This is a genomic window from Acinetobacter sp. 148 (genome assembly GCF_031196675.1).
In the GTDB taxonomy this organism is placed as follows: domain Bacteria; phylum Pseudomonadota; class Gammaproteobacteria; order Pseudomonadales; family Moraxellaceae; genus Acinetobacter; species Acinetobacter baumannii.
In genome coordinates, this window is the sequence record NZ_JAVIMT010000081.1 from 85,312 (window position 1) to 107,041 (window position 21,730).

Consider the following 21,730-nt stretch of genomic DNA (forward strand, 5'->3'; position numbering starts at 1 on the left):
ATTACTTCTCTGCACTATTGATTTTCACGATTTGATCGAAAACACCACCATTATCAAAGTGTTGTTTTTGTACTTTTGTCCAACCACCAAATTCTTTATCAATGGTGACAAGTTTCAATGGCTTAAATACATTGCTGTATTTTTTGAGTACAGCTGCATTACGAGGACGGTAGAAATTACGTGCTGCAATTTCTTGACCAGCAGGTGAGTACAAATAGTTGAGGTAACCTTTTGCAATAGTTAAGTTGCCTTTTTTCGCTGCATTTTTTTCAACAATTGCAACTGGCGGCTCAGCCAAAATAGATAAAGATGGCGTCACAATCTCAAACTTGCCTGGTTGTTCACGGATAGCTAAATGTGCTTCATTTTCCCAAGCCAGTAATACGTCACCAATTCCGCGTTCAGCAAATGTAGTGGTTGCACCACGGGCGCCTGAATCTAAAACTTTGGTGTGTTTATAAATTTGGCGAACAAATTCTTGTGCTTTTGCATCGTTACCACCTGCTTGATGTTTTGCCCAAGCCCAAGCTGCAAGATAGTTCCAACGTGCACCACCAGAAGTTTTCGGGTTTGGCGTAATAATTTCCACGCCTGGCTTGATTAAGTCACCCCAATCTTTAATTTGTTTAGGGTTACCCTTACGAACTAAAAACACGATAGTTGATGTGTACGGAGTAGAGTTTTGCGGTAACTTTTTCTGCCAGTCTGTTGGAAGCAATTTTGCTTTTTCAGCAATTTCATCAATATCAGCAGCAAGTGCTAATGTCACAACATCTGCATTTAAGCCGTCGATTACAGCGCGGGCCTGTTTACCAGAACCACCGTGTGACTGTTTAAACTCAATATCTTGACCGGTACGCTGTTTCCAGTAAGTACCGAACTGTTTGTTGAAATCTGTATATAACTCGCGAGTTGGATCGTAAGAAACGTTTAAGAATTCTTGAGCTGCAAACGATGAAACAGAAAGTAATGCAGCAATAACCCCGACTTTTAACTGAGAAAAACGCATGAGATAACCCCTCAAAAAATACGAAATGTTCAAAACATGAACGCAGAATAGCGCTAGTCTTTATTCTAAAAAAATAATAAAAAACGAATTTAATATGAAAAATATAGAAATAATAAAAATGGATAAGTTATTCTTAAATCTTGATATATAACAAGTTTCAAAAGTTTCTCTTAAATCGGTATAATTTTTTAAAATCAGTCATTTATTAATTAAATGAAAGGTGTTGTATTGTTGGGTAGTTTTAAATAAAGGACGGATTGAGCATGTGGTGTTTTAAAAATGGACAACCTGTAGAGACCATTCCTTTATTGGACCGGGCATTTCATTATGGGGATGGCTGCTTTACCACAATTCGTGTTTTTCAAAATAAGATTGAGCTTAAAGCACAGCACTGGGAACGTCTAAAACTTGCTTGCCAAAAATTATCTTTGGTTGCAGATTTTGAGTTAATCGAACAAAGTTTGCAGCATCTACAAAATCAGAATCTCGTGCTCAACGGGACTTTAAAAATTGTGATTAGCCGTGGTGAAGGTGATCGTGGCTATAGTTTGCCAAAGCATGCGGCAGATATTTATATCTGGTTTTATCCAAAAGCATTGGAGCAGTTCCAGCCAGATTTTATACAGTGTGGAGTTTTAAATCAGGCTTTAGGTTTAACCATGCCGAGTTTAGTTGGGCTTAAATCCTTAAACCGTCTTGAGCAGGTATTGCTAAAAAAAGAAGCAGATCAACAAGGCTGGGTTGAAGCTTTAGTAACTGATGTACAAGGTTATATTGTTGAAGGGGTAAGCAGTAATTGTTTTATTCGTTTAAATGATAGATGGATTACTCCGGAACTTCGCTATAATGGCGTCCACGGTGTGATGCGTGCAGAAATTTTGGCGCGTATGCAGCACTACGGAATTGCCTGTGAAGTCAGAATAATTGAGCTAGATGAAGTACCACAAATACAGAGCCTATTCTTTTGTAATGCTTTACATCCAATGCGAGTAGTTACTCAAATCAGTGAACAAATTCTAGAGTCACAGGCGTGCCTAAATTTATTTCATACTCTTAACTTGAATCAGATTCATTAATATGCCGAAGCCACCTGTGAATGCGAAAGCAAAAAATGCTAAAAAAAAGGGCAAGAAAACAGCATCTAATTTTCCAAAAAAGTTAGTGCTGATTGGCTGTTTTATCGTTTTAATTTCTATTTTTGCTATTTTATGGTCAAGTTTATTTAAAGCTTATCCTATTGAAGGGAAAAAGCAGATGCTATCGATCACATCAGGTGAGACCTATTCTGGTTTTATTGATCGCTTAGCCAAAGAAAATAAAATCCATTTCCCAATTGTACTTAAGCTTTATCAAAAGTTTATGATTCATGACAGTATGAAAGCTGGTGTATATGAGATAGAGCAGGGAATGAGCGTAAGACAAGTATTAGAGATGTTATCTAATGCTGATAATGCCCAGATGAACCGTGTTCTGGTGATTGAAGGAACAACTTTTAAGCAGCTGATTACAGCACTAAAAAACGATAAAAATGTAAAAAATACGATATTGGATTTACCAGATGACCAGCTTATGAAGGCTTTAGGTATTCCTTATCATCATCCTGAAGGTCTGTTTGCACCCAACACTTATTTCTTTGCTAAAGGTGAGACTGATAAGAAAATCCTGACTGATTTATATCATCGTCAAATGAAAGCCTTAGATGCGGCTTGGGCAAAGCGGGCACCGAATTTACCTTATAAAGATAAGTATGAAGCTTTAATCATGGCTTCTATTGTTGAAAAAGAAACGAGCCTCGATAGCGAACTTACACAAGTTTCAGGGGTTTTCGTGCGCCGTTTAAAACTCGGTATGCGTTTACAGACTGATCCAACCGTAATTTATGGTATGGGTGCAAACTATAAGGGTAACATTACTCGCGAAGACTTACGTACACCAACACCATATAATACCTATACAATTAATGGGTTACCGCCAACTCCAATTGCGCTGCCAAGCCAAAAAGCCATTGAGGCTGCGTTACATCCAGATGATTCAAATAACATCTATTTTGTAGCGACTGGTAATGGTGGACATAAATTTACGGCAGACTTGCAAGCACATAACCAAGCAGTGCAAGAGTATTTATCCGTGTTGAGATCGAAGAAATAAGGAAAAGAGATGTTTATTAGCTTTGAAGGCACGGAAGGGGTAGGAAAAACTACACTCATTCGAAAAATTCATCAGCATTTTGAAGAACAAGGTAAACAAGTTGTTTTAACTCGAGAGCCGGGTGGAACACCGTTAGCTGAGCAAATTCGTTCGATGCTTTTGGCAGTGAATCATGATGAAAATATGAGTCATGATACCGAACTGCTCTTAATTTATGCGGCACGAGCTCAACACTTACAACAAGTTATTTTGCCGGCATTAGAGTCTAATAAAATTGTATTAAGTGACCGTTTTACTGATGCGAGTTTTGCTTATCAATGTTCCGGTCGTGGTTTAAGCCAAGACAAATTACAGCTTTTAAACCAGAACTTCGTTTCACGCATGCCGGAGGTGACTTTCTGGTTAGATGCACCGATTGAACTTGGTATGAACCGTGCACGTGAACGTGGAGCTTTAGACCGTTTTGAACAAGAAAAGTTAAGCTTCTTTACTAAGGTTCGTGAAGGTTATGAAACCTTATGGAAAGTTGAGCCTGAGCGTATTAAACGTTTAGATGCTACACAAAGTCCAGATCAGGTGTTCGAGCAAGCTCTGCAATATTTAGCATAGGCCATGGGATTAGCCACTCTCATATTTTTTTGGGAGTGGTGAAAAATGACAAGAAATCTGGTTTTAAACGTCATAGAAAATATTGGGCAGTATTCTATGCTATTTTGAATACTGTTCTGAAATCGAAGAAAAACAAGGATGAAAAGCTCAAAAGAAGAAATTGTGGCATTTCTTGAAAAGGAATTCCCACAAAGTTTGGAACATTGCACGATTGAATCAGTCACTTCTAAAGCTGCCGTTGTTTATTATCACGTTGACCAAAGACATCAACGTCCGGGTGGTACTATATCTGGTCCGACTATGATGACTTTGGCAGACTTTGCTTTATATATTGCAATACTCGGTGAAATTGGAATTATTGGTTTAGCTGTAACCACCAATTTTAATATTAATTTCCTGAGAAAACCCGCAGGTGATCAAGACTTACGCAGTGAATGTAAGCTCATGAAAGTAGGAAAGAGCTTAGTCGTAGGTGAGGTCTGGATTTATTCAGTAGGGCAAGAGGAACCCGTGGCACATGTGACCGCGACTTACTCAATTCCACCTAGACCATAAATCTTAAGTAATAAAAAAGCACGGCATGAATCGTGCTTTTTTATAAAAAACTATTTATACACTCGTATTCACCAAAGGTTGCTCTACTGCAAAGTTTGGAGGCGTCAGAACCGTTTTACGAATCTCACTCGAAGTTTCTGGATAATCAAGTGTGTAATGTAAGCCACGTGATTCTTTACGGTGCATAGCACAACGAACAATCATTTCGGAAACAAGTACAAGATTACGCAGTTCAATCAGGTTCTTGCTGACACGATAATCTTGATAATATTCAGTAATTTCGCGTTTTAACATTTCAATACGGTGTAACGCACGTTCTAAACGTTTTGTGGTTCTTACAATACCAACGTAGTTCCACATGGTCGAACGTAACTCATCCCAGTTTTGTAAAATCACGACATCTTCATCTGGATTGGTTACTTGAGAATCGTCCCAAGTGGGTACTTCCGGTAATTTGAAGTTTTTATCAAACTTACTTTCGATATCTTTTGCTGCACTCATGCCATAAACGAAGCATTCAAGTAATGAGTTACTCGCCATACGGTTTGCACCATGTAAACCCGTATAAGAGGTTTCACCAATTGCATATAGACCTTCAATATCAGTCTGGCTATTTGAGTCAACCACAACACCACCACAGGTATAGTGTGCAGCCGGCACCACCGGTATCATGTCTTTAGTGATGTCGATACCTAGCTCAAGCAATCGTGCATAAAGTGTAGGGAAGTGCTCTTTAATAAAATCCGGTGATTTGTGTGTAATGTCTAACCACACATGGCGAATACCGAGACGTTTAATTTCATGGTCAATGGTACGTGCCACAATATCGCGAGGAGCCAACTCTGCACGATCGTCAAAACGTAGCATAAAACGTTCGCCATCTGGCAAACGTAAGTAAGCACCTTCACCACGCATGGCTTCAGTAATTAAGAAAGAACGTGCTTGCGGATGGTAAAGGCAGGTTGGATGGAACTGGTTAAATTCCATATTGGCAACACGGCAACCTGCACGGTATGCCATCGCAATACCGTCACCAGTAGCAATATCCGGATTAGATGTATAAAGGTAAGCTTTCATTGCGCCGCCGCAAGCAAGTGCGGTAAATGGGGCAAGGAAGGTATGAACTTTTTCAGTACTTTCATCTAGTGCATACAAACCAATAGCGCGATTTGTCTGCTCGGTATGACCTAACTTATGCGAAGTAATTAAATCAATCGCAATATAGTTTTCAAAAATAGTGATGTTTTTACGTTCTTTGGCGCGTTCAACCAAAGTGGTTGAAATAGCTTTGCCAGTTGCATCAGCAGAATGAATAATACGGCGCTGCGAATGGCCACCCTCACGAGTCAAATGAAGCTGTTCATCTTCATCTAAGGTAAACTGCACACCTTGCTTTAAAAGGAAATCAACAGAAGGACGGCCGCCTTCTACAGTATGCTGGACTGCATCCATTTCACATAAATGAGCACCTGCAATCATAGTGTCATTAATGTGTTGTTGAATAGAGTCAGTTTCATCAAGCACTGCAGCAACACCACCTTGTGCATAGAAGGTACTTGCTTCAGTTAAAGCAGCCTTAGCTAAAACTGCAATATTAAAATGACTTGGTAACGATAAAGCCAGACTTAAACCAGCACCGCCACTGCCCACAATAATCACGTCAAAGTGGTGAATTGTCTGTTGATTAGGCATGTCCATTCGCATCAATTTAAAACGTCCGCTAATGACACCCCTTTTTACCTAAAAAGGCAAGAGCTTAAGCGCTCTAAGTCACAGAAAAATTGCAATTAGCTTAAAAAATTGCAATGTGTAAAATAAACGTGATGAGGATGCCTTACAAATAAACATATTGTTACGCACAATTCCAAAGCATTGTGATACAAAAGTTTTATTCTTATTCTCGTAGACCAATTGTGGGTGAGCACCGAATGAAATCTCGCTATTTACAACAAGGAATGTATGCAGCGGTATTTACAGTTGCTGCTGTTCAAGCAAATGCTGCTGTTGATTTTTCAAACCTCGTTGAACAAGTTAGTCCGGCTGTGGTGAGTGTAAACGTTGTAAAAAAAATGACTCAGGATGAACTGTTACAACAGCAAGTTCCTGAAATTTTAAAACGTTTCTTTGGTAATCAGGTCATCATTCCACAGCAACAAGGTCCTCAAGAGAAAACTGCATATGGTAGCGCGTTCTTTATTAGTAAAGATGGTTATTTACTTACGAACCACCATGTAATTGAAAATGCTTCCCGCATCAGTATTACTTTAAATGACCGTCGTGAAATAGATGCAACAGTGGTCGGTAGTGATGAGCGGACAGACGTTGCATTATTAAAGGTAAACGGAACTAACTATCCTGCTTTACGAGTAGGAAATGTTGACCGTTTACGTGTAGGAGAGCCGGTTTTAGCAATTGGTTCACCATTTGGTTTTGATTATTCAGCTTCGGCAGGTATTGTCAGCGCTAAATCACGCAACATGAGCGGTGAAACCTCTGTACCATTTATTCAAACCGATGTGGCGTTGAACCCTGGTAACTCAGGCGGTCCATTGTTTAACCAAAATGGTGAAGTTGTCGGGGTGAACTCACGTATCTTTAGTGGTACGGGTGGCTATATGGGTCTGTCTTTCTCTATTCCAATTGATGTTGCGATGGATGTAGCTGAACAGCTTAAAACGAAAGGGAAAGTGACTCGTTCATACCTAGGCGTTATGATGCAAGATATTGACCGTAACCTTGCAGATGCCTATAAATTGCCTAAACCGGAAGGTGCTCTGATTACTCAGGTTTCTCCAAATTCACCTGCTCAAAAAGCAGGGCTTAGAGCTGGCGATGTTATTCTAAAATTAAATGGTGCTTCTGTACTGCGTACCAGTGATTTGCTTTATGCATTAAATAAAGTACAACCAAACCAAACTGTTCAGTTTGAAGTTTTACGTGATGATAAAACTCGAAATATCTCGGCAACACTAGCAACTGCACCTGATGAAACACCAGCTACCGGTAATCAAGCCTCTGCTTCTAAAGGTCCAGTATTGGGAATGAGTATTCGTGATCTCGCTGTGCCAGAGAAAAATGCTTTAGGTATAAAAGGTGGTATTTATGTACAAGATGTCCGCCGTGGTGGATTAGCATCATTGTCAAATATCATTCCTGGCGATGTGATTATTCAGGTTAATAATACTCAAATTCTGAATAGTCAGGATTTTGCAAAAGTTGTTTCGAATTTGCCGAAAAATACAGTTGCGCGAGTTGGGATTATTCGTCAAGGACAACGAGCAATGCTTGGTTTACGTATTCAGTAAAATATTATAAAAATGAACCACCCTGAAAATGGGTGGTTTTTTATTATTTGTATTCGGCATAATGTTCGATCTAGCTAATTAAATTTTAGCTTTGAATTTAATGATTAAAGTGGGTGTTTTGTGAGCAGTATTTTCGATTTACATATTCAGGTTCAGCCACAGCATATTGATGCTTTAGGGCATGTTAACAATGTAATGTATGTCCAGTGGATGCAAGACGTCGCTGCTGCTCATGTGGAAACATTAGGGGTAGGAGTAACCAAATATCTAGAGCTAAAACATGCAATGGTTGCGGTTGAACACCATGTGCAATACCGTAAAGCTGCGTTTGAAGGGGAAGAAATTGTGCTGCGGACATGGCTAGATGATATTAATGCTCTGTATTCATTTCGTCAGTATGCCTTTTTCCGTCCTTCTGATCAGGCAATTTTGTTCGTCGGAAATACCAAATGGGCATGTATTGAAATCGCTTCAGGTCGACCTAAACGTATGTCGCCGACTTTTACACAGGCTTATAAACCTCTTGATTCAAGTATAAATCCTTTAGATTTTACTGTTTCATATGCCTGATAATCAGAAGCATTACTTGTACTTTGAATTATCATTTTTTAAAACATAAGTACAAAGCTCATGAATTTTGGATACTTTAAAATATCCATCTGCTATAATCTCTCGCAATTTGTTAAACCGCTTTGGCTATGTATTAAAACAAGCTACATAGCACTTTATATTTTCTCAAGGTAGCCCATGGCGCAAGCTAAAAAATCCGTTGATATCAAAAATATCCGAAATTTCTCGATTATCGCTCATATTGATCATGGTAAGTCTACTTTGGCTGACCGTTTTATTCAGATGTGTGGTGGCCTGCAAGATCGTGAGATGCAAGCTCAGGTCTTGGACTCAATGGAGCTCGAGCGTGAACGTGGGATTACCATTAAAGCTGCTTCGGTGACGTTGTACTATACTCATCCAAACGGGCAGGAATATCAGCTTAACTTTATTGATACTCCGGGACACGTTGATTTCTCTTATGAAGTATCTCGTTCATTAGCTGCTTGTGAAGGTGCGTTATTGGTTGTGGATGCTGCACAAGGTGTAGAAGCACAATCAGTTGCAAACTGTTATACCGCTATTGAGCAAGGTCTCGAAGTTCTTCCAATTTTAAATAAAATTGATTTACCGCAAGCAGAGCCTGAGCGCGTTATTCACGAAATTGAAGAAATTATCGGTATTGAAGCAACCAATGCACCTACATGTTCTGCAAAAACAGGCTTAGGCGTTGAAGGTGTTTTAGAAACATTAGTTGATGTTATTCCTGCTCCTACAGGTGACCGTGAGGCTCCTTTACAGGCATTAATCATTGACTCATGGTTTGATAACTATTTAGGTGTTGTCTCTTTAGTTCGTATTAAAGATGGTCGTATCCGCAAGGGCGACAAAATGTTGGTTAAATCTACTGGTCAGACTCACATTGTTACATCAGTAGGTGTATTCAACCCTAAACATACTGAAACTGGCGTGCTTGAAGCTGGTGAAGTAGGCTTTGTTATCGCGGGTATTAAAGATATTTTTGGTGCGCCGGTAGGTGATACCATCACGCTTTCAACAACCCCTGAAGTAGCTTCACTTCCTGGTTTTAAAAAGGTTAAACCTCAGGTTTACGCAGGCCTTTTCCCAATTGATGCAAGCGATTTTGAACCATTCCGCGAAGCCTTACAAAAACTACAGATCAATGACTCGGCTTTATTCTTTGAACCTGAAAGTTCAGATGCGCTTGGTTTTGGTTTCCGTTGTGGTTTCTTGGGCATGTTGCACATGGAAATCGTACAAGAGCGTTTAGAGCGCGAGTATGACCTTGATTTGATCAGCTCAGCACCAACGGTAGTGTATGAAGCTGTCACTAAAAAAGGCGATACGATCTATATTGATAGTCCATCTAAAATGCCGGATGGTTCTGTTGTTGAAGATTTGCGTGAGCCAATTGCAGAGTGTCATATTCTTGTACCGCAAGAGTACTTAGGTAACGTCATGACCCTATGTATTGAGCGCCGTGGTGTACAAAAAGACATGAAATTCTTAGGTAATCAAGTTTCAATTACTTTTGAAATTCCTATGGCTGAAGTGGTTATGGACTTCTTTGATAAGCTTAAATCATGTTCACGTGGTTTTGCTTCACTTGACTATAACTTTATTCGTTTTGAGAGTTCATCTTTAGTTAAGGTTGACGTGTTAATTAATGGTGAGAAGGTCGATGCGCTTGCAATGATTTGTCACCGTAATGATGCTCGTCATCGTGGTATTGCTTTAGTTGAGAAAATGAAAGATTTGATTCCACGTCAAATGTTCGATGTCGCAATTCAGGCTGCTATTGGTGCACAAATTATTGCTCGTTCGACCGTGAAGGCGATGCGTAAAAACGTTTTAGCAAAATGTTATGGCGGTGACGTGTCTCGTAAGAAGAAACTACTTGCGAAACAAAAAGAAGGTAAGAAACGTATGAAACAAGTGGGTAGTGTAGAAATCCCACAAGAAGCGTTCTTAGCTGTTTTGAAAGTAGAAAGATAAGAGAAAAGGCTGGGATGAACTTATCTTCTCCCAGCCGCAAGGCAAGCAGCTAAGCTGCGAGTGAGGTCCTGTGGATTTTGATTTTAATTTAATTCTTGTTCCTGTTACGCTGATTTTATTTGCAGTGTGGTTGCTAGATAAGCTTGTTTTTAAACAGCGTGCAAATAAAGGGCGAGAGAACGAAAATTTTGTTATTACATGGGCCTATGACTTTTGGCCGGTTTTAGCTGTTGTGCTTGTACTTCGCTCATTTCTTTATGAACCATTTAATATTCCATCAGACTCTATGGTTCCGACCTTAGAGACTGGCGATTTTATTTTAGTTAATAAATTTGACTATGGTGTCCGTTTACCTATCGTCAATAAAAAAGTGATTGATATCGGTGAACCGAAACGTGGTGATGTCATCGTTTTTCGTTATCCACCACAACCTACTATTAGTTATATTAAACGTGTAATTGGCTTACCTGGTGACCATATTGTTTATGATCATGGACAATTGATTATTAATGGTCAAAAAATTCCTAAAGTACCAACACAGTTTAGTCGCGAAAAAGATGCTTTAGATACACCAACTTCTATTTATCATAAAGAAACAATTGGTGATCATACCTTTACGATGCGTGAGCTTGAAGGCGTAAATGTTGCGCGTCAGGCACCATTTATCAACTATGTTGATAATGGTAAATATGCAAACCAAGACGGTTTATATTGGGAAGTAACAGTTCCGAAAGGACATTACTTTGCAATGGGGGATAACCGTGATCAAAGTGCTGACAGTCGTTTCTGGGGCTTCGTACCTGAAGAAAATTTAACAGGCCGAGCTTTCTATGTCTGGATGCATAAAGAACCTGGTTTCCACCTGCCAAGCTTTAACCGAAATGGGAAAATAGATTAAAAACAACCATTAGGAAAACAAAAATGCGTAAGGCACAACAGGGTACTTCGTATTTAGCAATTTTATTTGGGGTGGTCATATTTGCAATTGCGGTGAAAGCCGTACTTGCAGTTTGGCCAGCATATTGGGATGATCGTGTGATTAATAATCAGATTACAGAGCTTATGCAACAAAGCTCGGCTGATATCACACCCCAAAAGTTTATGACACAGATGGACCAACGACTGGAAATGAACAACATTCGTGATCTGCATTTTAAAGAGATTGCTGAAGTGTTTAACCAGCCAAGTCTAACAGTCAAAAAGAAATATGAGGTAAGAAAGCCTTTCTTACTGAATATTGATTTAGTTTTAACATTTGAGAAGAGTTTTGACAAAACATCAGTTCAAGCTAAGTGATCCTCGCTTACTCAGTCGAATCGGTTATCAATTTAAGCAGCCTGAATTGCTACAGTTGGCTTTGACTCATCGTTCGGTGAGTCATAAGTATAACTACGAACGTCTGGAATTTTTGGGCGACTCACTGTTGGGGATGATTATCGCCAATTATTTATACCATGCGTACCCTCATGAAAATGAAGGGCGCTTAACGCGTATGCGCGCGACTTTAGTACGTCAGGAAGCATTAGGTAAAATTGCAACCGATTTGCAACTTAGTCGGTGTTTAATATTAAGCACAGGCGAGTTGAAATCTGGTGGTCATCATCGTGAGTCAATATTGGCTGACACAGTGGAGGCCATTATTGGTGCAATTTATCTTGATAGTAGTGATCTGAACCTACTCAAAGATATTGTGTTAAAATGGTATACGCCTTATTTAGATCATATTGAGCCAACAGATCAACTCAAGGATCCAAAATCACGTTTACAAGAGTATCTACAAGCACGTAAAAAACCTCTCCCTGTTTACGAGGTTGTAGATATTCAGGGTGATGCGCCTCATCAGCACTTTAAAGTCGAATGTTTGGTAGATGGTTTATCAAAAATTCATGGTGAGGGGTCAAGTCGTCGTTTTGCCGAGCAGGCAGCAGCGGCGGAAATTTTAAAGTTATTGGAGCAATAACCTGCATGTCGATGCATTCTGATCAAATCAATCCAGATTCAAACGAAAACCAAGATCCAAACAATCTGATTGATCAATTTTTTAGTTCCAAAGGCGTTACAATTCCTTCGGATTTTAAGAGCGGATTTGTGGCGATTGTAGGACGTCCAAATGTGGGTAAATCTACCCTCATGAACCATTTATTGGGCCAAAAACTCTCTATTACTTCACGTAAACCTCAAACGACACGCCATAAAATTATTGGTATTGATTCGCGTGAAAAAATGCAAGCGGTTTATGTCGATACCCCAGGTATGCATAAGAAAGAAGTACGTGCAATCAATAAAATGATGAACCGTGCTGCGCATTCTGCGTTACGTGACGTGAATTTAGTCTTATTTGTTATTGATGCCCACAAGTGGACTCAAAATGACGATTTAGTTCTTGAGAAACTCAAGAATGCTGATATGCCAGTTATTTTGGTGATTAATAAAGCTGATACTTTTGGAGATAAGAGAGAGATTCTCCCTTTAATTCAAGAACGTGCCAAACTTATGAATTTTGCGGAGATTGTTCCTGTTTCTGCACTCCGTGGAGCAAACTTAGAGCACTTAAGTGAAACGATTGAAAAATATCTTCCTTATCAGCCACCTTTATATTCATTCGATCAAATTACGGACCGTTCAGAGCGCTTCTTGGCAAGTGAAATCATCCGTGAAAAAATCATGCGTCAGTTGGGTGAAGAGCTACCTTATGATTTAACAGTACAAATTGAATCTTTCAAAACGGAAGAGGCAACTGTTAATGAAAAAACTGGTCGTTTAAAACCAGCATGTACCTATATTGATGCAACTATTTTTGTGGATCGTCCTGGTCAAAAAGCGATTGTAATTGGTGAAAAAGGTGCCAAGCTTAAAACAATTGGCATGGATGCACGTAAAGACATGGAAAAAATGTTCGAACAAAAGATCATGCTTACCTTATGGGTTAAGGTCAAAGGTGGTTGGTCTGATGATGAACGTGCTTTAAAAAGTTTAGGATATAGTGATATCTAAAAAGTAGGGAATACTGGTATGAAAGCAATTACATCAATATTGATTATCGTTGGATGTACATTGATGTTGCAAGGTTGTGTATATAAGCTTGTAACCGTACCAGTAGGTATTGCTTATAAAACGACTAAAGGTGTAGTGAAGGGTACAGCTGCTGTTGTAGGGGCTGTAATTCCTGATGGTGATGACGACGATAAAAAAGAAAAAGAATCTGAGGAATAGTTTCTTTTTATGATGCGCAATGAAGTCCTACATGGATATATGATTCACCATCGTAAATATCGTGAAAAAAGCCATATTGTGCATCTCTTCACTCAAGAATATGGGCGGGTTGATGGTATTTTAAGACAGACTCCGCCTCCTCAATATCAGCCAATCCGTTTGCAAGCCACAGGCAAAAGTGAGCTCAAAAATTTTACAAAGCTGGAAATACTAAATCAGCCGGTTTTCTTTTTTGGCGATGCTTTTTTTGCAGGCTTCTATTTAAACGAAATTGTTCTTAGACTTTGCCCACTAGAAGAGGCAATGCCACAAACTTTTGAACAATACCAGTTAACGCTGCTTCAACTCCAGCAGCTATCTTCTCATGAAAATCCGGATTTATTTCTTAGACAGATCTTGAGGCAATTTGAGCATATCTTGCTTGCAGAGCTAGGCTATGCGATTGATTTTTCAATTGATAGCTCACAAAAAGAAATTTTGCCTCAACAGTTTTATCAGTTTCAAGTGACTGAAGGATTTGCCCCCGTTGTTCAGGCAAGTCGCTCATCGTTGTCAGGAAAAGCAATTTTATCCATGCTGGATTATGAGCAGGGACAGGATTTTTCTCACGAACAATTGCAATTATTAGGTAAACTATACCGTCAAATGATTACATCGCTTTTAGGTGACCGTCCCCTAAAAAGTCGACAATTGTGGATTCAAAATACTCAAACTCAATCGTAATTAGGATTTTTTTATGGCTGCATTGCTTGGTGTAAACATAGACCATGTTGCTACTTTAAGACAGGCGCGCGGTACTGCTTACCCAGACCCTGTAGAAGCTGCTCTTATTTGTGAACAAGCGGGTGCAGAGGGGATTACTTTGCATTTGCGTGAAGATCGCAGACATATTCAAGATGATGACGTGCGCCGTATGCGTCCATTATTGAAAACACGTATGAATCTTGAAATGGCCGTAACTGATGAAATGGTTGAGTTTGCGAAAGAAATTCAACCACAACATGTGTGTTTTGTACCAGAACGACGCCAAGAAGTTACAACAGAAGGCGGTTTAGATGTAGTAGGTAACTTTGAAAAAGTTAAAGCTGCAACTCAAGCTTTAGCTGCCATTGGTTGTGATGTTTCACTCTTTATTGATGCTGATTTTGCTCAAATTGATGCAGCAATTGCTTGTGGAGCGCCTACTATTGAATTACATACCGGGGCTTATGCAGATGCAACAACAGAGCAAGAACAACAAGAAGAACTTGCTCGCATTGTAAAAGGTGTGGAATACGCAGCTTCAAAAGGTTTGGTTGTAAATGCTGGTCACGGGTTGAATCTGAAAAATATTGCTCCAATTGCGGCAATTCCACAAATTCATGAGTTAAATATTGGGCACTCAATTATTGCGGAAAGTGTTTTTGTTGGACTGGTACAGGCGGTGAAAGACATGAAAACAGCGATTCAGGCAGCAGGATAAGTAGTAATGTCGAGTATCAATTACGATGAATTAATGCAGCCTGTATTAGCATTTTTAGGATGCCAAACCCCAAAAGAATGGTTGGATGAGGCCGTTAATAATTTAGACATCTTGATGCAAGATCATGCTAACTGTGAGAAAAAAGCAGCGGGTACGGCCATGAACTTGATGTTCCGCTATAGTTTTTTCACGGACTTACAAGTTAAGCTTGCCCAGCTTGTACGTGAAGAAATGCTTCACTATGAACAAGTTCTAGAATTTATGACGAAACGTGGGCAAGAGTGGAAAGGTTTAAGTGCTGGACGCTATGCAGGTGGCTTACGAAAAGAAATCCGCACATATGAACCAGAAGCTCTAATTGATGTACTCGTGATTGGGGCTTTTGTAGAAGCACGTTCATGTGAACGTTTTTATGCGCTTGCTCCGTGTGTTGATGATGAGTTAGGACGCTATTACCGTTACTTGCTTAAGTCAGAATCTCGTCATTTTGAAGACTATTTAGCACTAGCGCTTGACGTCGCAAAAACTGCCAAAATGAAAGATCCTGAAGAAGATATTCAACAGCGTATTGAACATATCCGTGAAGTTGAAAAGAATCTGATTTTGACTCCAGATGATACTTTCCGTTTTCATAGTGGTATCCCTGCATAAGCTTGGATACCTCAAGTTAAAAAGTTTACCTTTCACGGTAAACTTTTTTATTAAGTAGCTCTAACTTCTAAATAGTTTGAGCCGATATTTAAGGTTAAGTAAGGACCATTTTTTAGTTTTTTAATGCATATCATTATTTAATAAATATATTTTTTACAGATTTAAATTTCTCTTAAAATTTTTTTAAAAAACTTTTATTTTTTTAGGCTAATAATAAATATTGTGTAAATATAAAGGCTGATATGTTCATCATGAGTTCAACTGAAACAGTTGATTATTTCTAAGGATATAAGAATGTTAGCATTAGTTACAGGCGCATCAGCAGGTTTTGGTTATAGTATTTCAAAAAAACTGATTGAGTCAGGCTATAAAGTTATTGGATGTGGAAGACGCGCAGAAAAATTAGAAGAACTACAAAAACAGCTTGGCGAAAATTTCTACTCACTCGTATTTGATATGACTGATACAGCAGAAAATATAAATAAGTTATTTAAAGAATTACCAAATGAATTTCAAATCGATCAAATTGACTTACTAGTGAATAATGCAGGCTTGGCATTGGGTCTAGAGCCAGCAGATAAAGCGGATTTAGATGATTGGTACACCATGATTGATACCAATGTTAAAGGACTTGTTACGGTTACCCGATTAATTTTACCAAGTATGGTAAAGAAGAAATCAGGCTTAATCATTAATATGGGTTCAATTGCAGGTACATACCCATATCCAGGTGGTAATGTATATGGGGCAACAAAAGCTTTTGTAGAGCAGTTTAGTTTAAATCTACGTGCAGATTTGGCTGGTACTGGCGTGCGAGTAACGAATATTGAGCCAGGGTTGTGTGGTGGTACCGAATTTTCTCTTGTACGTTTTAAGGGAGATCAGGAGAAAGCTAACAGTCTATACGATAAGAAAAATCCAATTTTGCCGGAAGATATTGCAAATACAGTAGCATGGATCGCATCACAACCACCGCATATTAATATTAACCGTATAGAAATGATGCCAACGACTCAGACTTTTAACCCTTTAAAAGTTGTAGAAGTGGAATAATGTAATTTTAAAAAGATCTAAGCGTAGAAGGTCTACCTAAGTTTAGAACTGATGATTCGATCTGGTAAATATTCGAATTATGAAAAGCAAATCCTCTACAGGCAGTAGGGGATTTTTTTATAGGTATACTTTAATAGAAAGCAATAAAAAAGCCCGCTTTAATGCTGCGGGCTTTTTAGTATTTGGCTCTCCCACCTGGGCTCGAACCAGGGACCTGCGGATTAACAGTCCGTCGCTCTACCGACTGAGCTATGGGAGAATCTGCATGCGATTATAAGGAGATTTTGACAAGGGTCAAGTAAAAATCGTCATGTTTCATTCATTTTTGTGTTGTATGCTTTTTATTTGACCAGTTGAAAGGTGAGATCATAAATTACTTGCGCTTTGAAAATTCAATTGCTAGATTCAGAAAAGAACAAGCGTTTGGAGTAATCCAAACAGTGTGGATTTAAACCAACTTGCCAGCACTAAAATGGCTAAATCGGAGATAAGTATGAAAACACTTACTGTTGCTTCTATTTTTTCTAATTTTGATTTTTATCAACGCAATTATCTCAATATTTTAAATCAACCAGAATCTTATTACACACCTGTAGAAGATGCATGGATCGATGCTTTTCCATTTAAAAAACAAGATTTGTACTTAGGTGACTTACTACAACTCTGGTTTAGTTCAAAATGGGATGTGCATACTTCATTGAAAGTTTTAAAGTGTTCCAAGGTAGTAGATCAATCTAAACCTCTCTATATTTTCCAGCTCGAAGGAGAATTATTCCTAGGTAAAAATAAAGTTTTAGCCTGGTCTACTCAGCATCATAAAGTGATAGAGCTTCAACTTAAGAATATTTGGGCACCTTATGTGGTTGCGAAAACTTGTGATCGCCCAGATATTCCTTACTTAATGAAAAAGGCAGCCGTTTAAAGCTGCCTTGGTTTTTATGGTCGAATAATCATGCAGGTTGCTGTTGCATAAGCATAAAGTTTGCCTTCTTCATCAGTAATTTTTCCTTCGGAAATACCTAAATTTTTACTTAAATTGATCACTTTACCTGTAGCAATTAAAACCTGATTTTGTGGAAGAGGACGGCACATTTTCACATTAAGATCTATGGTTCCATAACCCACACCAGCAGGTAGCATGGTATGTACAGCGCAGCCAGTCACTGAATCTAGAACAGTTGCAGCAAAACCACCATGTACGCCACCTAAAGGATTTAAGTGATTATGATCTGCTTGTGCTTTGAAAGTTACAGATCCTTCTGAAATCTCAGTAGGTTGCATTGGAATAGTTTTGCTAATACTGGCAGGTGGAATATGACCTTCAATCATGGCTTGTAAAAATTCGAGGCCTGTCATTTCCATAGGATTTTTCATTTTTTGAGTCCTTCAGTTATTAAAGTTCTAAAATGGAACTTGATGTTAAATTAGGCGTTAAATTAACTATTGTCAAGTTGGAGTGAATAGAAAGATAGGTCACTTATAGTTTATAAACTTGTAAAATTTGGTTGAGCAGAATATTTTATAACTCTAAAAATATAAACTTTTTGTGGAAAATAATAATGAACGGACAGTGTTTATGTGGTGAAACAGCTTTCGAAGTTGAGTTAAAAAATCATGATGTACATGTTTGCCATTGCTCGATGTGTCGTAGACAAACCAGTGGTGTCATTATGACAGTTGATGTAGTTAAAGGTAGTTTAAAGTTTATTCAGCAAAAGCATCTTAGTGTATTTAACTCTTCTGAATGGGGTGAAAGAGGCTTTTGTAACGCTTGTGGAACAACAATTTTTTGGAGAACAAAAGATCAAAGTTACTGCAATATCAATGTGTTTTCTTTAAATGAACCAGTAAAAGATTTGAAATTAGATATGGAAATTTTTATTGATTCAAAACCTGATTTTTATAATTTTAAGAATGATACAAAAAAACTGACTGAGGCTGAGGTGTCAGCTTTATTTAATTTAGAATAATTTTAATTATAAAAAAGGCCTCTATTCTGAGGCCTTTTTTATATTTTCAAATTATTTAGTAGCTTTTTCAGCTTCGATAGATGCAATTGCAGCATCAACGCCTTCGATTGATTCAGCAGCTTTTTTGATACGTGCTAACGCATCAACAAGTACTTCGTCAGCTGTTGCATATGAAATACGCATGAAACCACCTAAACCAAATGCATCACCAGGAACGACCGCTACGCCAGTTTCTTCAAGTAACCATTCAGAGAATTCTGTGCAAGATTTTAAGGCTTTTGCACGAATAAGAGGGCGAATGTTTGCATACGCGTAGAAAGCACCATCAGCAGGTAAGCAAGAGATCCCTTTGATGTCATTTAAGCCATTAACCACTAAGTCATGACGACGTTTAAACGCTTCAATCATTGGTTTTAAAACATCTTGTGGACCATTCAACGCAGCTTCAGCAGCAACTTGCGAAATTGAAGTCGGGTTAGAAGTTGATTGAGACTGGATTTTTTTCATTGCACCAATGATTTTTGCTGGGCCGGCTGCATAACCAATACGCCAACCTGTCATTGCATATGCTTTAGAAACACCATTTAAAACAATCGTGCGGTCATATAAATCAGGTGCAACAGTTGCAATGTTGTAGAACTCATCTTCCCAACGAATTGGTTCATACATGTCGTCAGATGCAACAAATACTTGTGGATGACGACGTAAAACTTCAGCTAAAGCTTCTAATTCAGCTTTGCTGTAAATCATACCTGTCGGGTTAGATGGGCTGTTTAATACCACTAAACGAGTGTTAGGAGTAATTGCTGCTTCTAATTGTTCAGGTGTAATTTTGAAACGTTGCTCTTCGCCACATTTCACGATAACAGGCGTACCTTCAGCAATAATGACCATATCTGGATAGCTTACCCAGAATGGCGCAGGGATGATCACTTCATCACCCTTGTTTAATAATGCTAGTGCCAAGTTAAAGAAGCTTTGCTTACCGCCACAAGAAACCAAAATCTGGTTAGGTTGGTAATCAAGATTATTATCACGCTTTAATTTAGCAATAATTGCTTTTTTTAACCCAGGAGTACCATCTACAGCCGTATATTTGGTGAAACCATTATTAATCGCTTCAATTGCAGCATCTTTGATGTGTTGAGGGGTATCAAAATCTGGCTCGCCAGCACCCAAACCAATCACGTTCTTACCAGCAGCTTTAAGCTCAGCAGCTTTATTAGTTACAGCAAGTGTAGGGGACGGTTTGATAGCATTGACACGATCAGAAAGACGTACGTCCACGGCAATATTCCTCTTATGGGATTAAAAATAAAAAGCACACTATCTTATCGCAAAAATTAAGCAATTTGCGGATGTGGGGATTTTTAGATGTAAAAAAGTTTAATTTAGGAAAGATCTTGTTGCGGTTTTATTCAATTGAAGCTTTTTTCGAAAGAAACAAGAAAAATCCTTTATAATAAGCCGCAATCGAAATATCGAGAATGAATCATGACTGAGCAACAGCCAAAACAGAAAAAGGCTTTGGTGAAATTGCCATTTCCAATGCCGAATGAAAGTAACCAAGCAGGCGATGCTGTACACAACCAAGTACGTCCGAAACCTGAACAATATGCAGATAGAACTTGGATGCCACCGCGTGGTACTCGTCGTTCTATGGGTAAGCGCTAATTTAAATAAAAAAACAGGCAATATGCCTGTTTTTTTATGGTAGAAGAATTTCTTGATAATAACTTTTTTTCTTTTGATACATATGATGATCTGCGCGTTTTAGCATATCTTCAACTTGTTCATTTTCTTTTGTTGTGGCGTGCCCAATCGCAATACTAATAGGGTGACTTGAATAATATTGATTATCTATATTAAAAAGCTCCTGAATGGTTTGCAGCATCATTAAAACATTCGCTTCATCTGCACCAGGCATTAAAATTACAAATTCGTCGCCACCGATTCGAGAAGCTGTATAAGCAGTATTCATAATTGCCTGATTTAAAATATTACCTACTCGACGTAATAAACCATCACCAATATCATGGCCAAGTTGATCATTGGTTTCCTTTAGGCCGTTCATGTCTAAAAAAATTGAAGAAACAGGGCGAATAATACTGCGATTTAAACGATTAAGCTCTTCTGTAAAAAAAGCTCGGTTATAAAGTTTGGTCAGTACATCATGCTGGCCTAAGTATTCTAGATAATTTTCGGCTTTCTTTCGTGCAGTAATATCTGTAAGCGCAACCTGTACCAATCCCCAAGTCTCTTCATAACCGGGGAATACGGTAAATTGCAATAAGACATTTCTAATTTGGCCATCTAACGCATAGTTAACGGCTTCACGCTTGTGGTGAATATTTCCTTGCCAGAGTTCAATCAGCTGTTCTCTAAAAGTTTCCACCATCTCTTCGGCAAAAATTTTATGGGTATTTTTTAACAGAGTGGTTTTATCTGGTGCTTTAAATAAATCGAGAGTCGACTGATTGACGTCTAAAATTAAAATGTCTTCTATGCATTGGCGAACAAATTCAGGATGTACATCTAAAAAAGTCCTAAAGTCTTCAATTCCTAATAGCCTAAGCTGATCAATTCTATTTTTAATACGGCTAAAATCTTCAACCCAAAGCGAAGTCGGGGAGTAGATAAACATTGACTCTGCTAGGCGTCGATTTTTCTCTTCCTGACGAAGTGCATTTTGATACGGAGTAATGTCTTCGGTGGTAATTAAAATACGGTCAAACGTAGTTTCAGAACCCGGTAAAATTGCTCCACGTAGTTGTACATCAATACGTTTACCAGAGAGCGTGTAATTTATAGTGGTACTCGAGAAATGAGTTTTGCCATTCCATAACGCTTCGAGTTCATGAATATGGGCTTCAAACATTTCTTTTTTAAAAATAAGATTTAAGTTGGCACATAACTCTTCTTGGTTTTTTGCTTCAAAAAGGTCTAATACTTTTTGGTTGACCTTAATAATTTTAATTTTATGAGCACATTCAACCACTAGATTTTCATTTTGACTTAGAAATTCATATAAGTTTTCAACCCCTTGATTTCTCCATAAGTCAAATAACTGCTTAACTTCACTAAAGTCTTCAATCCACATTGGAATTGGGGTGAGGTCAAAAATTGAAGAATCTAAAGTTTCCATGCGTTTCTTTTAAGTATTCAGTTTGTCTTAAAGTATAATGAGAAA

The 21,730-nt window shown here is 38.4% G+C and carries 25 protein-coding genes and 1 tRNA gene; 20 read left to right on the forward strand and 6 right to left on the reverse strand.

The window, feature by feature from the left end; genetic code table 11:
* Nucleotide 1: 1 nt before the first annotated feature.
* Nucleotides 2–1,009 (reverse strand): sulfate ABC transporter substrate-binding protein, encoded by a 1,008-nt coding sequence (locus tag RFX69_RS14310; protein WP_001212600.1) that lies wholly within the window; start codon nucleotides 1,007–1,009, stop codon nucleotides 2–4.
* Nucleotides 1,010–1,272: 263 nt separating this feature from the next.
* Between RFX69_RS14310 and pabC the strand changes: the two genes are divergently transcribed.
* From pabC to RFX69_RS14330, 4 genes are all read left to right on the forward strand, one after another.
* A complete protein-coding gene (gene pabC / locus RFX69_RS14315; RefSeq protein WP_289332545.1) occupies nucleotides 1,273–2,085 on the forward strand; it encodes an aminodeoxychorismate lyase in 813 nt (270 codons plus the stop codon).
* 1 nt (nucleotide 2,086) lies between these two features.
* Nucleotides 2,087–3,157 carry an endolytic transglycosylase MltG gene (mltG, locus tag RFX69_RS14320; RefSeq protein WP_001125863.1) on the forward strand — a complete coding sequence of 357 codons (1,071 nt, stop codon included), beginning with the start codon at nucleotides 2,087–2,089 and terminating at the stop codon, nucleotides 3,155–3,157.
* Between the two features lie 9 nt (nucleotides 3,158–3,166).
* On the forward strand, nucleotides 3,167–3,766 hold the full coding sequence (tmk, locus tag RFX69_RS14325) for a dTMP kinase (protein ID WP_000470765.1): 600 nt from the start codon (nucleotides 3,167–3,169) through the stop codon (nucleotides 3,764–3,766).
* Between the two features lie 138 nt (nucleotides 3,767–3,904).
* Entirely contained in the window at nucleotides 3,905–4,321 is a 417-nt protein-coding gene (locus tag RFX69_RS14330; protein WP_000842540.1) for a PaaI family thioesterase, read from the forward strand.
* Between the two features lie 54 nt (nucleotides 4,322–4,375).
* On the opposite strand, the gene nadB is transcribed toward RFX69_RS14330, so the two are convergent.
* Complete coding sequence (nadB, locus tag RFX69_RS14335) at nucleotides 4,376–6,019, reverse strand: L-aspartate oxidase (protein ID WP_000367541.1); 1,644 nt, start codon at nucleotides 6,017–6,019, stop codon at nucleotides 4,376–4,378.
* 230 nt (nucleotides 6,020–6,249) lie between these two features.
* Here nadB and RFX69_RS14340 point away from each other — a divergent pair, with 230 nt between their 5' ends.
* From RFX69_RS14340 to RFX69_RS14395, 12 genes are all read left to right on the forward strand, one after another.
* The gene (locus RFX69_RS14340; protein ID WP_000842416.1) at nucleotides 6,250–7,626 is read left to right on the forward strand and encodes a Do family serine endopeptidase; all 1,377 of its coding nucleotides are present in this window, start codon (nucleotides 6,250–6,252) and stop codon (nucleotides 7,624–7,626) included.
* A gap of 120 nt (nucleotides 7,627–7,746) precedes the next feature.
* Nucleotides 7,747–8,196: a thioesterase family protein gene (locus RFX69_RS14345; RefSeq protein ID WP_000094833.1), complete on the forward strand. Its 450-nt coding sequence runs from the start codon at nucleotides 7,747–7,749 to the stop codon at nucleotides 8,194–8,196.
* Nucleotides 8,197–8,373: 177 nt separating this feature from the next.
* Nucleotides 8,374–10,191, forward strand: coding sequence for a translation elongation factor 4 (gene lepA / locus RFX69_RS14350; protein ID WP_000035781.1), 1,818 nt, complete (start codon nucleotides 8,374–8,376; stop codon nucleotides 10,189–10,191).
* Between the two features lie 70 nt (nucleotides 10,192–10,261).
* Nucleotides 10,262–11,089 carry a signal peptidase I gene (gene lepB, locus RFX69_RS14355; protein WP_000344900.1) on the forward strand — a complete coding sequence of 276 codons (828 nt, stop codon included), beginning with the start codon at nucleotides 10,262–10,264 and terminating at the stop codon, nucleotides 11,087–11,089.
* A 23-nt stretch (nucleotides 11,090–11,112) separates the two neighbouring features.
* A complete protein-coding gene (locus RFX69_RS14360) occupies nucleotides 11,113–11,487 on the forward strand; it encodes a DUF4845 domain-containing protein (RefSeq protein ID WP_001224039.1) in 375 nt (124 codons plus the stop codon).
* Entirely contained in the window at nucleotides 11,459–12,151 is a 693-nt protein-coding gene (gene rnc / locus RFX69_RS14365) for a ribonuclease III (RefSeq protein ID WP_000160699.1), read from the forward strand. Before RFX69_RS14360 ends, rnc begins: the two co-directional genes overlap by 29 nt.
* Nucleotides 12,152–12,162: 11 nt before the next feature.
* Nucleotides 12,163–13,185, forward strand: coding sequence for a GTPase Era (era, locus tag RFX69_RS14370; protein ID WP_001985518.1), 1,023 nt, complete (start codon nucleotides 12,163–12,165; stop codon nucleotides 13,183–13,185).
* A gap of 18 nt (nucleotides 13,186–13,203) precedes the next feature.
* Nucleotides 13,204–13,404 carry an NF038104 family lipoprotein gene (locus RFX69_RS14375; RefSeq protein WP_000644486.1) on the forward strand — a complete coding sequence of 67 codons (201 nt, stop codon included), beginning with the start codon at nucleotides 13,204–13,206 and terminating at the stop codon, nucleotides 13,402–13,404.
* Nucleotides 13,405–13,413: 9 nt separating this feature from the next.
* Entirely contained in the window at nucleotides 13,414–14,127 is a 714-nt protein-coding gene (recO, locus tag RFX69_RS14380; RefSeq protein WP_000985103.1) for a DNA repair protein RecO, read from the forward strand.
* A 13-nt stretch (nucleotides 14,128–14,140) separates the two neighbouring features.
* The gene (gene pdxJ, locus RFX69_RS14385) at nucleotides 14,141–14,866 is read left to right on the forward strand and encodes a pyridoxine 5'-phosphate synthase (protein ID WP_000729414.1); all 726 of its coding nucleotides are present in this window, start codon (nucleotides 14,141–14,143) and stop codon (nucleotides 14,864–14,866) included.
* Between the two features lie 6 nt (nucleotides 14,867–14,872).
* Entirely contained in the window at nucleotides 14,873–15,517 is a 645-nt protein-coding gene (locus RFX69_RS14390; protein ID WP_000095053.1) for a tRNA-(ms[2]io[6]A)-hydroxylase, read from the forward strand.
* Between the two features lie 294 nt (nucleotides 15,518–15,811).
* Nucleotides 15,812–16,570 carry an SDR family oxidoreductase gene (locus tag RFX69_RS14395; RefSeq protein ID WP_000880605.1) on the forward strand — a complete coding sequence of 253 codons (759 nt, stop codon included), beginning with the start codon at nucleotides 15,812–15,814 and terminating at the stop codon, nucleotides 16,568–16,570.
* 183 nt (nucleotides 16,571–16,753) lie between these two features.
* On the opposite strand, the gene RFX69_RS14400 is transcribed toward RFX69_RS14395, so the two are convergent.
* Nucleotides 16,754–16,829 (reverse strand) — tRNA-Asn (locus RFX69_RS14400).
* A 58-nt stretch (nucleotides 16,830–16,887) separates the two neighbouring features.
* On the opposite strand from RFX69_RS14400, the gene RFX69_RS14405 reads away from it, so the two are divergent.
* Together RFX69_RS14405 and RFX69_RS14410 are read left to right on the forward strand one after the other, a co-directional pair.
* The gene (locus tag RFX69_RS14405; RefSeq protein ID WP_085941300.1) at nucleotides 16,888–17,022 is read left to right on the forward strand and encodes a hypothetical protein; all 135 of its coding nucleotides are present in this window, start codon (nucleotides 16,888–16,890) and stop codon (nucleotides 17,020–17,022) included.
* 41 nt (nucleotides 17,023–17,063) lie between these two features.
* Nucleotides 17,064–17,492 carry a hypothetical protein gene (locus RFX69_RS14410; protein WP_000855171.1) on the forward strand — a complete coding sequence of 143 codons (429 nt, stop codon included), beginning with the start codon at nucleotides 17,064–17,066 and terminating at the stop codon, nucleotides 17,490–17,492.
* A gap of 14 nt (nucleotides 17,493–17,506) precedes the next feature.
* Here RFX69_RS14410 and RFX69_RS14415 read toward each other — a convergent pair whose 3' ends face one another.
* Nucleotides 17,507–17,944, reverse strand: coding sequence for a PaaI family thioesterase (locus RFX69_RS14415; RefSeq protein WP_000795395.1), 438 nt, complete (start codon nucleotides 17,942–17,944; stop codon nucleotides 17,507–17,509).
* A 185-nt stretch (nucleotides 17,945–18,129) separates the two neighbouring features.
* Here RFX69_RS14415 and RFX69_RS14420 point away from each other — a divergent pair, with 185 nt between their 5' ends.
* The gene (locus RFX69_RS14420; RefSeq protein ID WP_001014251.1) at nucleotides 18,130–18,540 is read left to right on the forward strand and encodes a GFA family protein; all 411 of its coding nucleotides are present in this window, start codon (nucleotides 18,130–18,132) and stop codon (nucleotides 18,538–18,540) included.
* 51 nt (nucleotides 18,541–18,591) lie between these two features.
* Here RFX69_RS14420 and RFX69_RS14425 read toward each other — a convergent pair whose 3' ends face one another.
* Nucleotides 18,592–19,827 carry a pyridoxal phosphate-dependent aminotransferase gene (locus RFX69_RS14425; protein WP_289332544.1) on the reverse strand — a complete coding sequence of 412 codons (1,236 nt, stop codon included), beginning with the start codon at nucleotides 19,825–19,827 and terminating at the stop codon, nucleotides 18,592–18,594.
* A gap of 207 nt (nucleotides 19,828–20,034) precedes the next feature.
* Here RFX69_RS14425 and RFX69_RS14430 point away from each other — a divergent pair, with 207 nt between their 5' ends.
* Nucleotides 20,035–20,214 (forward strand): hypothetical protein, encoded by a 180-nt coding sequence (locus RFX69_RS14430; protein ID WP_000139632.1) that lies wholly within the window; start codon nucleotides 20,035–20,037, stop codon nucleotides 20,212–20,214.
* A 34-nt stretch (nucleotides 20,215–20,248) separates the two neighbouring features.
* Here the strand turns inward: RFX69_RS14430 and RFX69_RS14435 are convergent, their stop codons facing one another.
* Complete coding sequence (locus RFX69_RS14435) at nucleotides 20,249–21,685, reverse strand: diguanylate cyclase domain-containing protein (protein ID WP_000448849.1); 1,437 nt, start codon at nucleotides 21,683–21,685, stop codon at nucleotides 20,249–20,251.
* Between the last annotated feature and the right edge of the window lie 45 nt (nucleotides 21,686–21,730).

Excerpts from the sequence above, each read along its gene's own strand:
- RFX69_RS14310 (WP_001212600.1), bottom strand. The coding sequence starts at position 1,009 with ATGCGTTTTTCTCAGTTAAAAGTCGGGGTTATTGCTGCATTACTTTCT.
- pabC (WP_289332545.1), top strand. The coding sequence starts at position 1,273 with ATGTGGTGTTTTAAAAATGGACAACCTGTAGAGACCATTCCTTTATTG.
- mltG (WP_001125863.1), top strand. The coding sequence starts at position 2,087 with ATGCCGAAGCCACCTGTGAATGCGAAAGCAAAAAATGCTAAAAAAAAG.
- tmk (WP_000470765.1), top strand. The coding sequence starts at position 3,167 with ATGTTTATTAGCTTTGAAGGCACGGAAGGGGTAGGAAAAACTACACTC.
- RFX69_RS14330 (WP_000842540.1), top strand. The coding sequence starts at position 3,905 with ATGAAAAGCTCAAAAGAAGAAATTGTGGCATTTCTTGAAAAGGAATTC.
- nadB (WP_000367541.1), bottom strand. The coding sequence starts at position 6,019 with ATGGACATGCCTAATCAACAGACAATTCACCACTTTGACGTGATTATT.
- RFX69_RS14340 (WP_000842416.1), top strand. The coding sequence starts at position 6,250 with ATGAAATCTCGCTATTTACAACAAGGAATGTATGCAGCGGTATTTACA.
- lepA (WP_000035781.1), top strand. The coding sequence starts at position 8,374 with ATGGCGCAAGCTAAAAAATCCGTTGATATCAAAAATATCCGAAATTTC.
- RFX69_RS14360 (WP_001224039.1), top strand. The coding sequence starts at position 11,113 with ATGCGTAAGGCACAACAGGGTACTTCGTATTTAGCAATTTTATTTGGG.
- era (WP_001985518.1), top strand. The coding sequence starts at position 12,163 with ATGCATTCTGATCAAATCAATCCAGATTCAAACGAAAACCAAGATCCA.
- RFX69_RS14375 (WP_000644486.1), top strand. The coding sequence starts at position 13,204 with ATGAAAGCAATTACATCAATATTGATTATCGTTGGATGTACATTGATG.
- recO (WP_000985103.1), top strand. The coding sequence starts at position 13,414 with ATGATGCGCAATGAAGTCCTACATGGATATATGATTCACCATCGTAAA.
- pdxJ (WP_000729414.1), top strand. The coding sequence starts at position 14,141 with ATGGCTGCATTGCTTGGTGTAAACATAGACCATGTTGCTACTTTAAGA.
- RFX69_RS14390 (WP_000095053.1), top strand. The coding sequence starts at position 14,873 with ATGTCGAGTATCAATTACGATGAATTAATGCAGCCTGTATTAGCATTT.
- RFX69_RS14395 (WP_000880605.1), top strand. The coding sequence starts at position 15,812 with ATGTTAGCATTAGTTACAGGCGCATCAGCAGGTTTTGGTTATAGTATT.
- RFX69_RS14410 (WP_000855171.1), top strand. The coding sequence starts at position 17,064 with ATGAAAACACTTACTGTTGCTTCTATTTTTTCTAATTTTGATTTTTAT.
- RFX69_RS14415 (WP_000795395.1), bottom strand. The coding sequence starts at position 17,944 with ATGAAAAATCCTATGGAAATGACAGGCCTCGAATTTTTACAAGCCATG.
- RFX69_RS14420 (WP_001014251.1), top strand. The coding sequence starts at position 18,130 with ATGAACGGACAGTGTTTATGTGGTGAAACAGCTTTCGAAGTTGAGTTA.
- RFX69_RS14430 (WP_000139632.1), top strand. The coding sequence starts at position 20,035 with ATGACTGAGCAACAGCCAAAACAGAAAAAGGCTTTGGTGAAATTGCCA.
- RFX69_RS14435 (WP_000448849.1), bottom strand. The coding sequence starts at position 21,685 with ATGGAAACTTTAGATTCTTCAATTTTTGACCTCACCCCAATTCCAATG.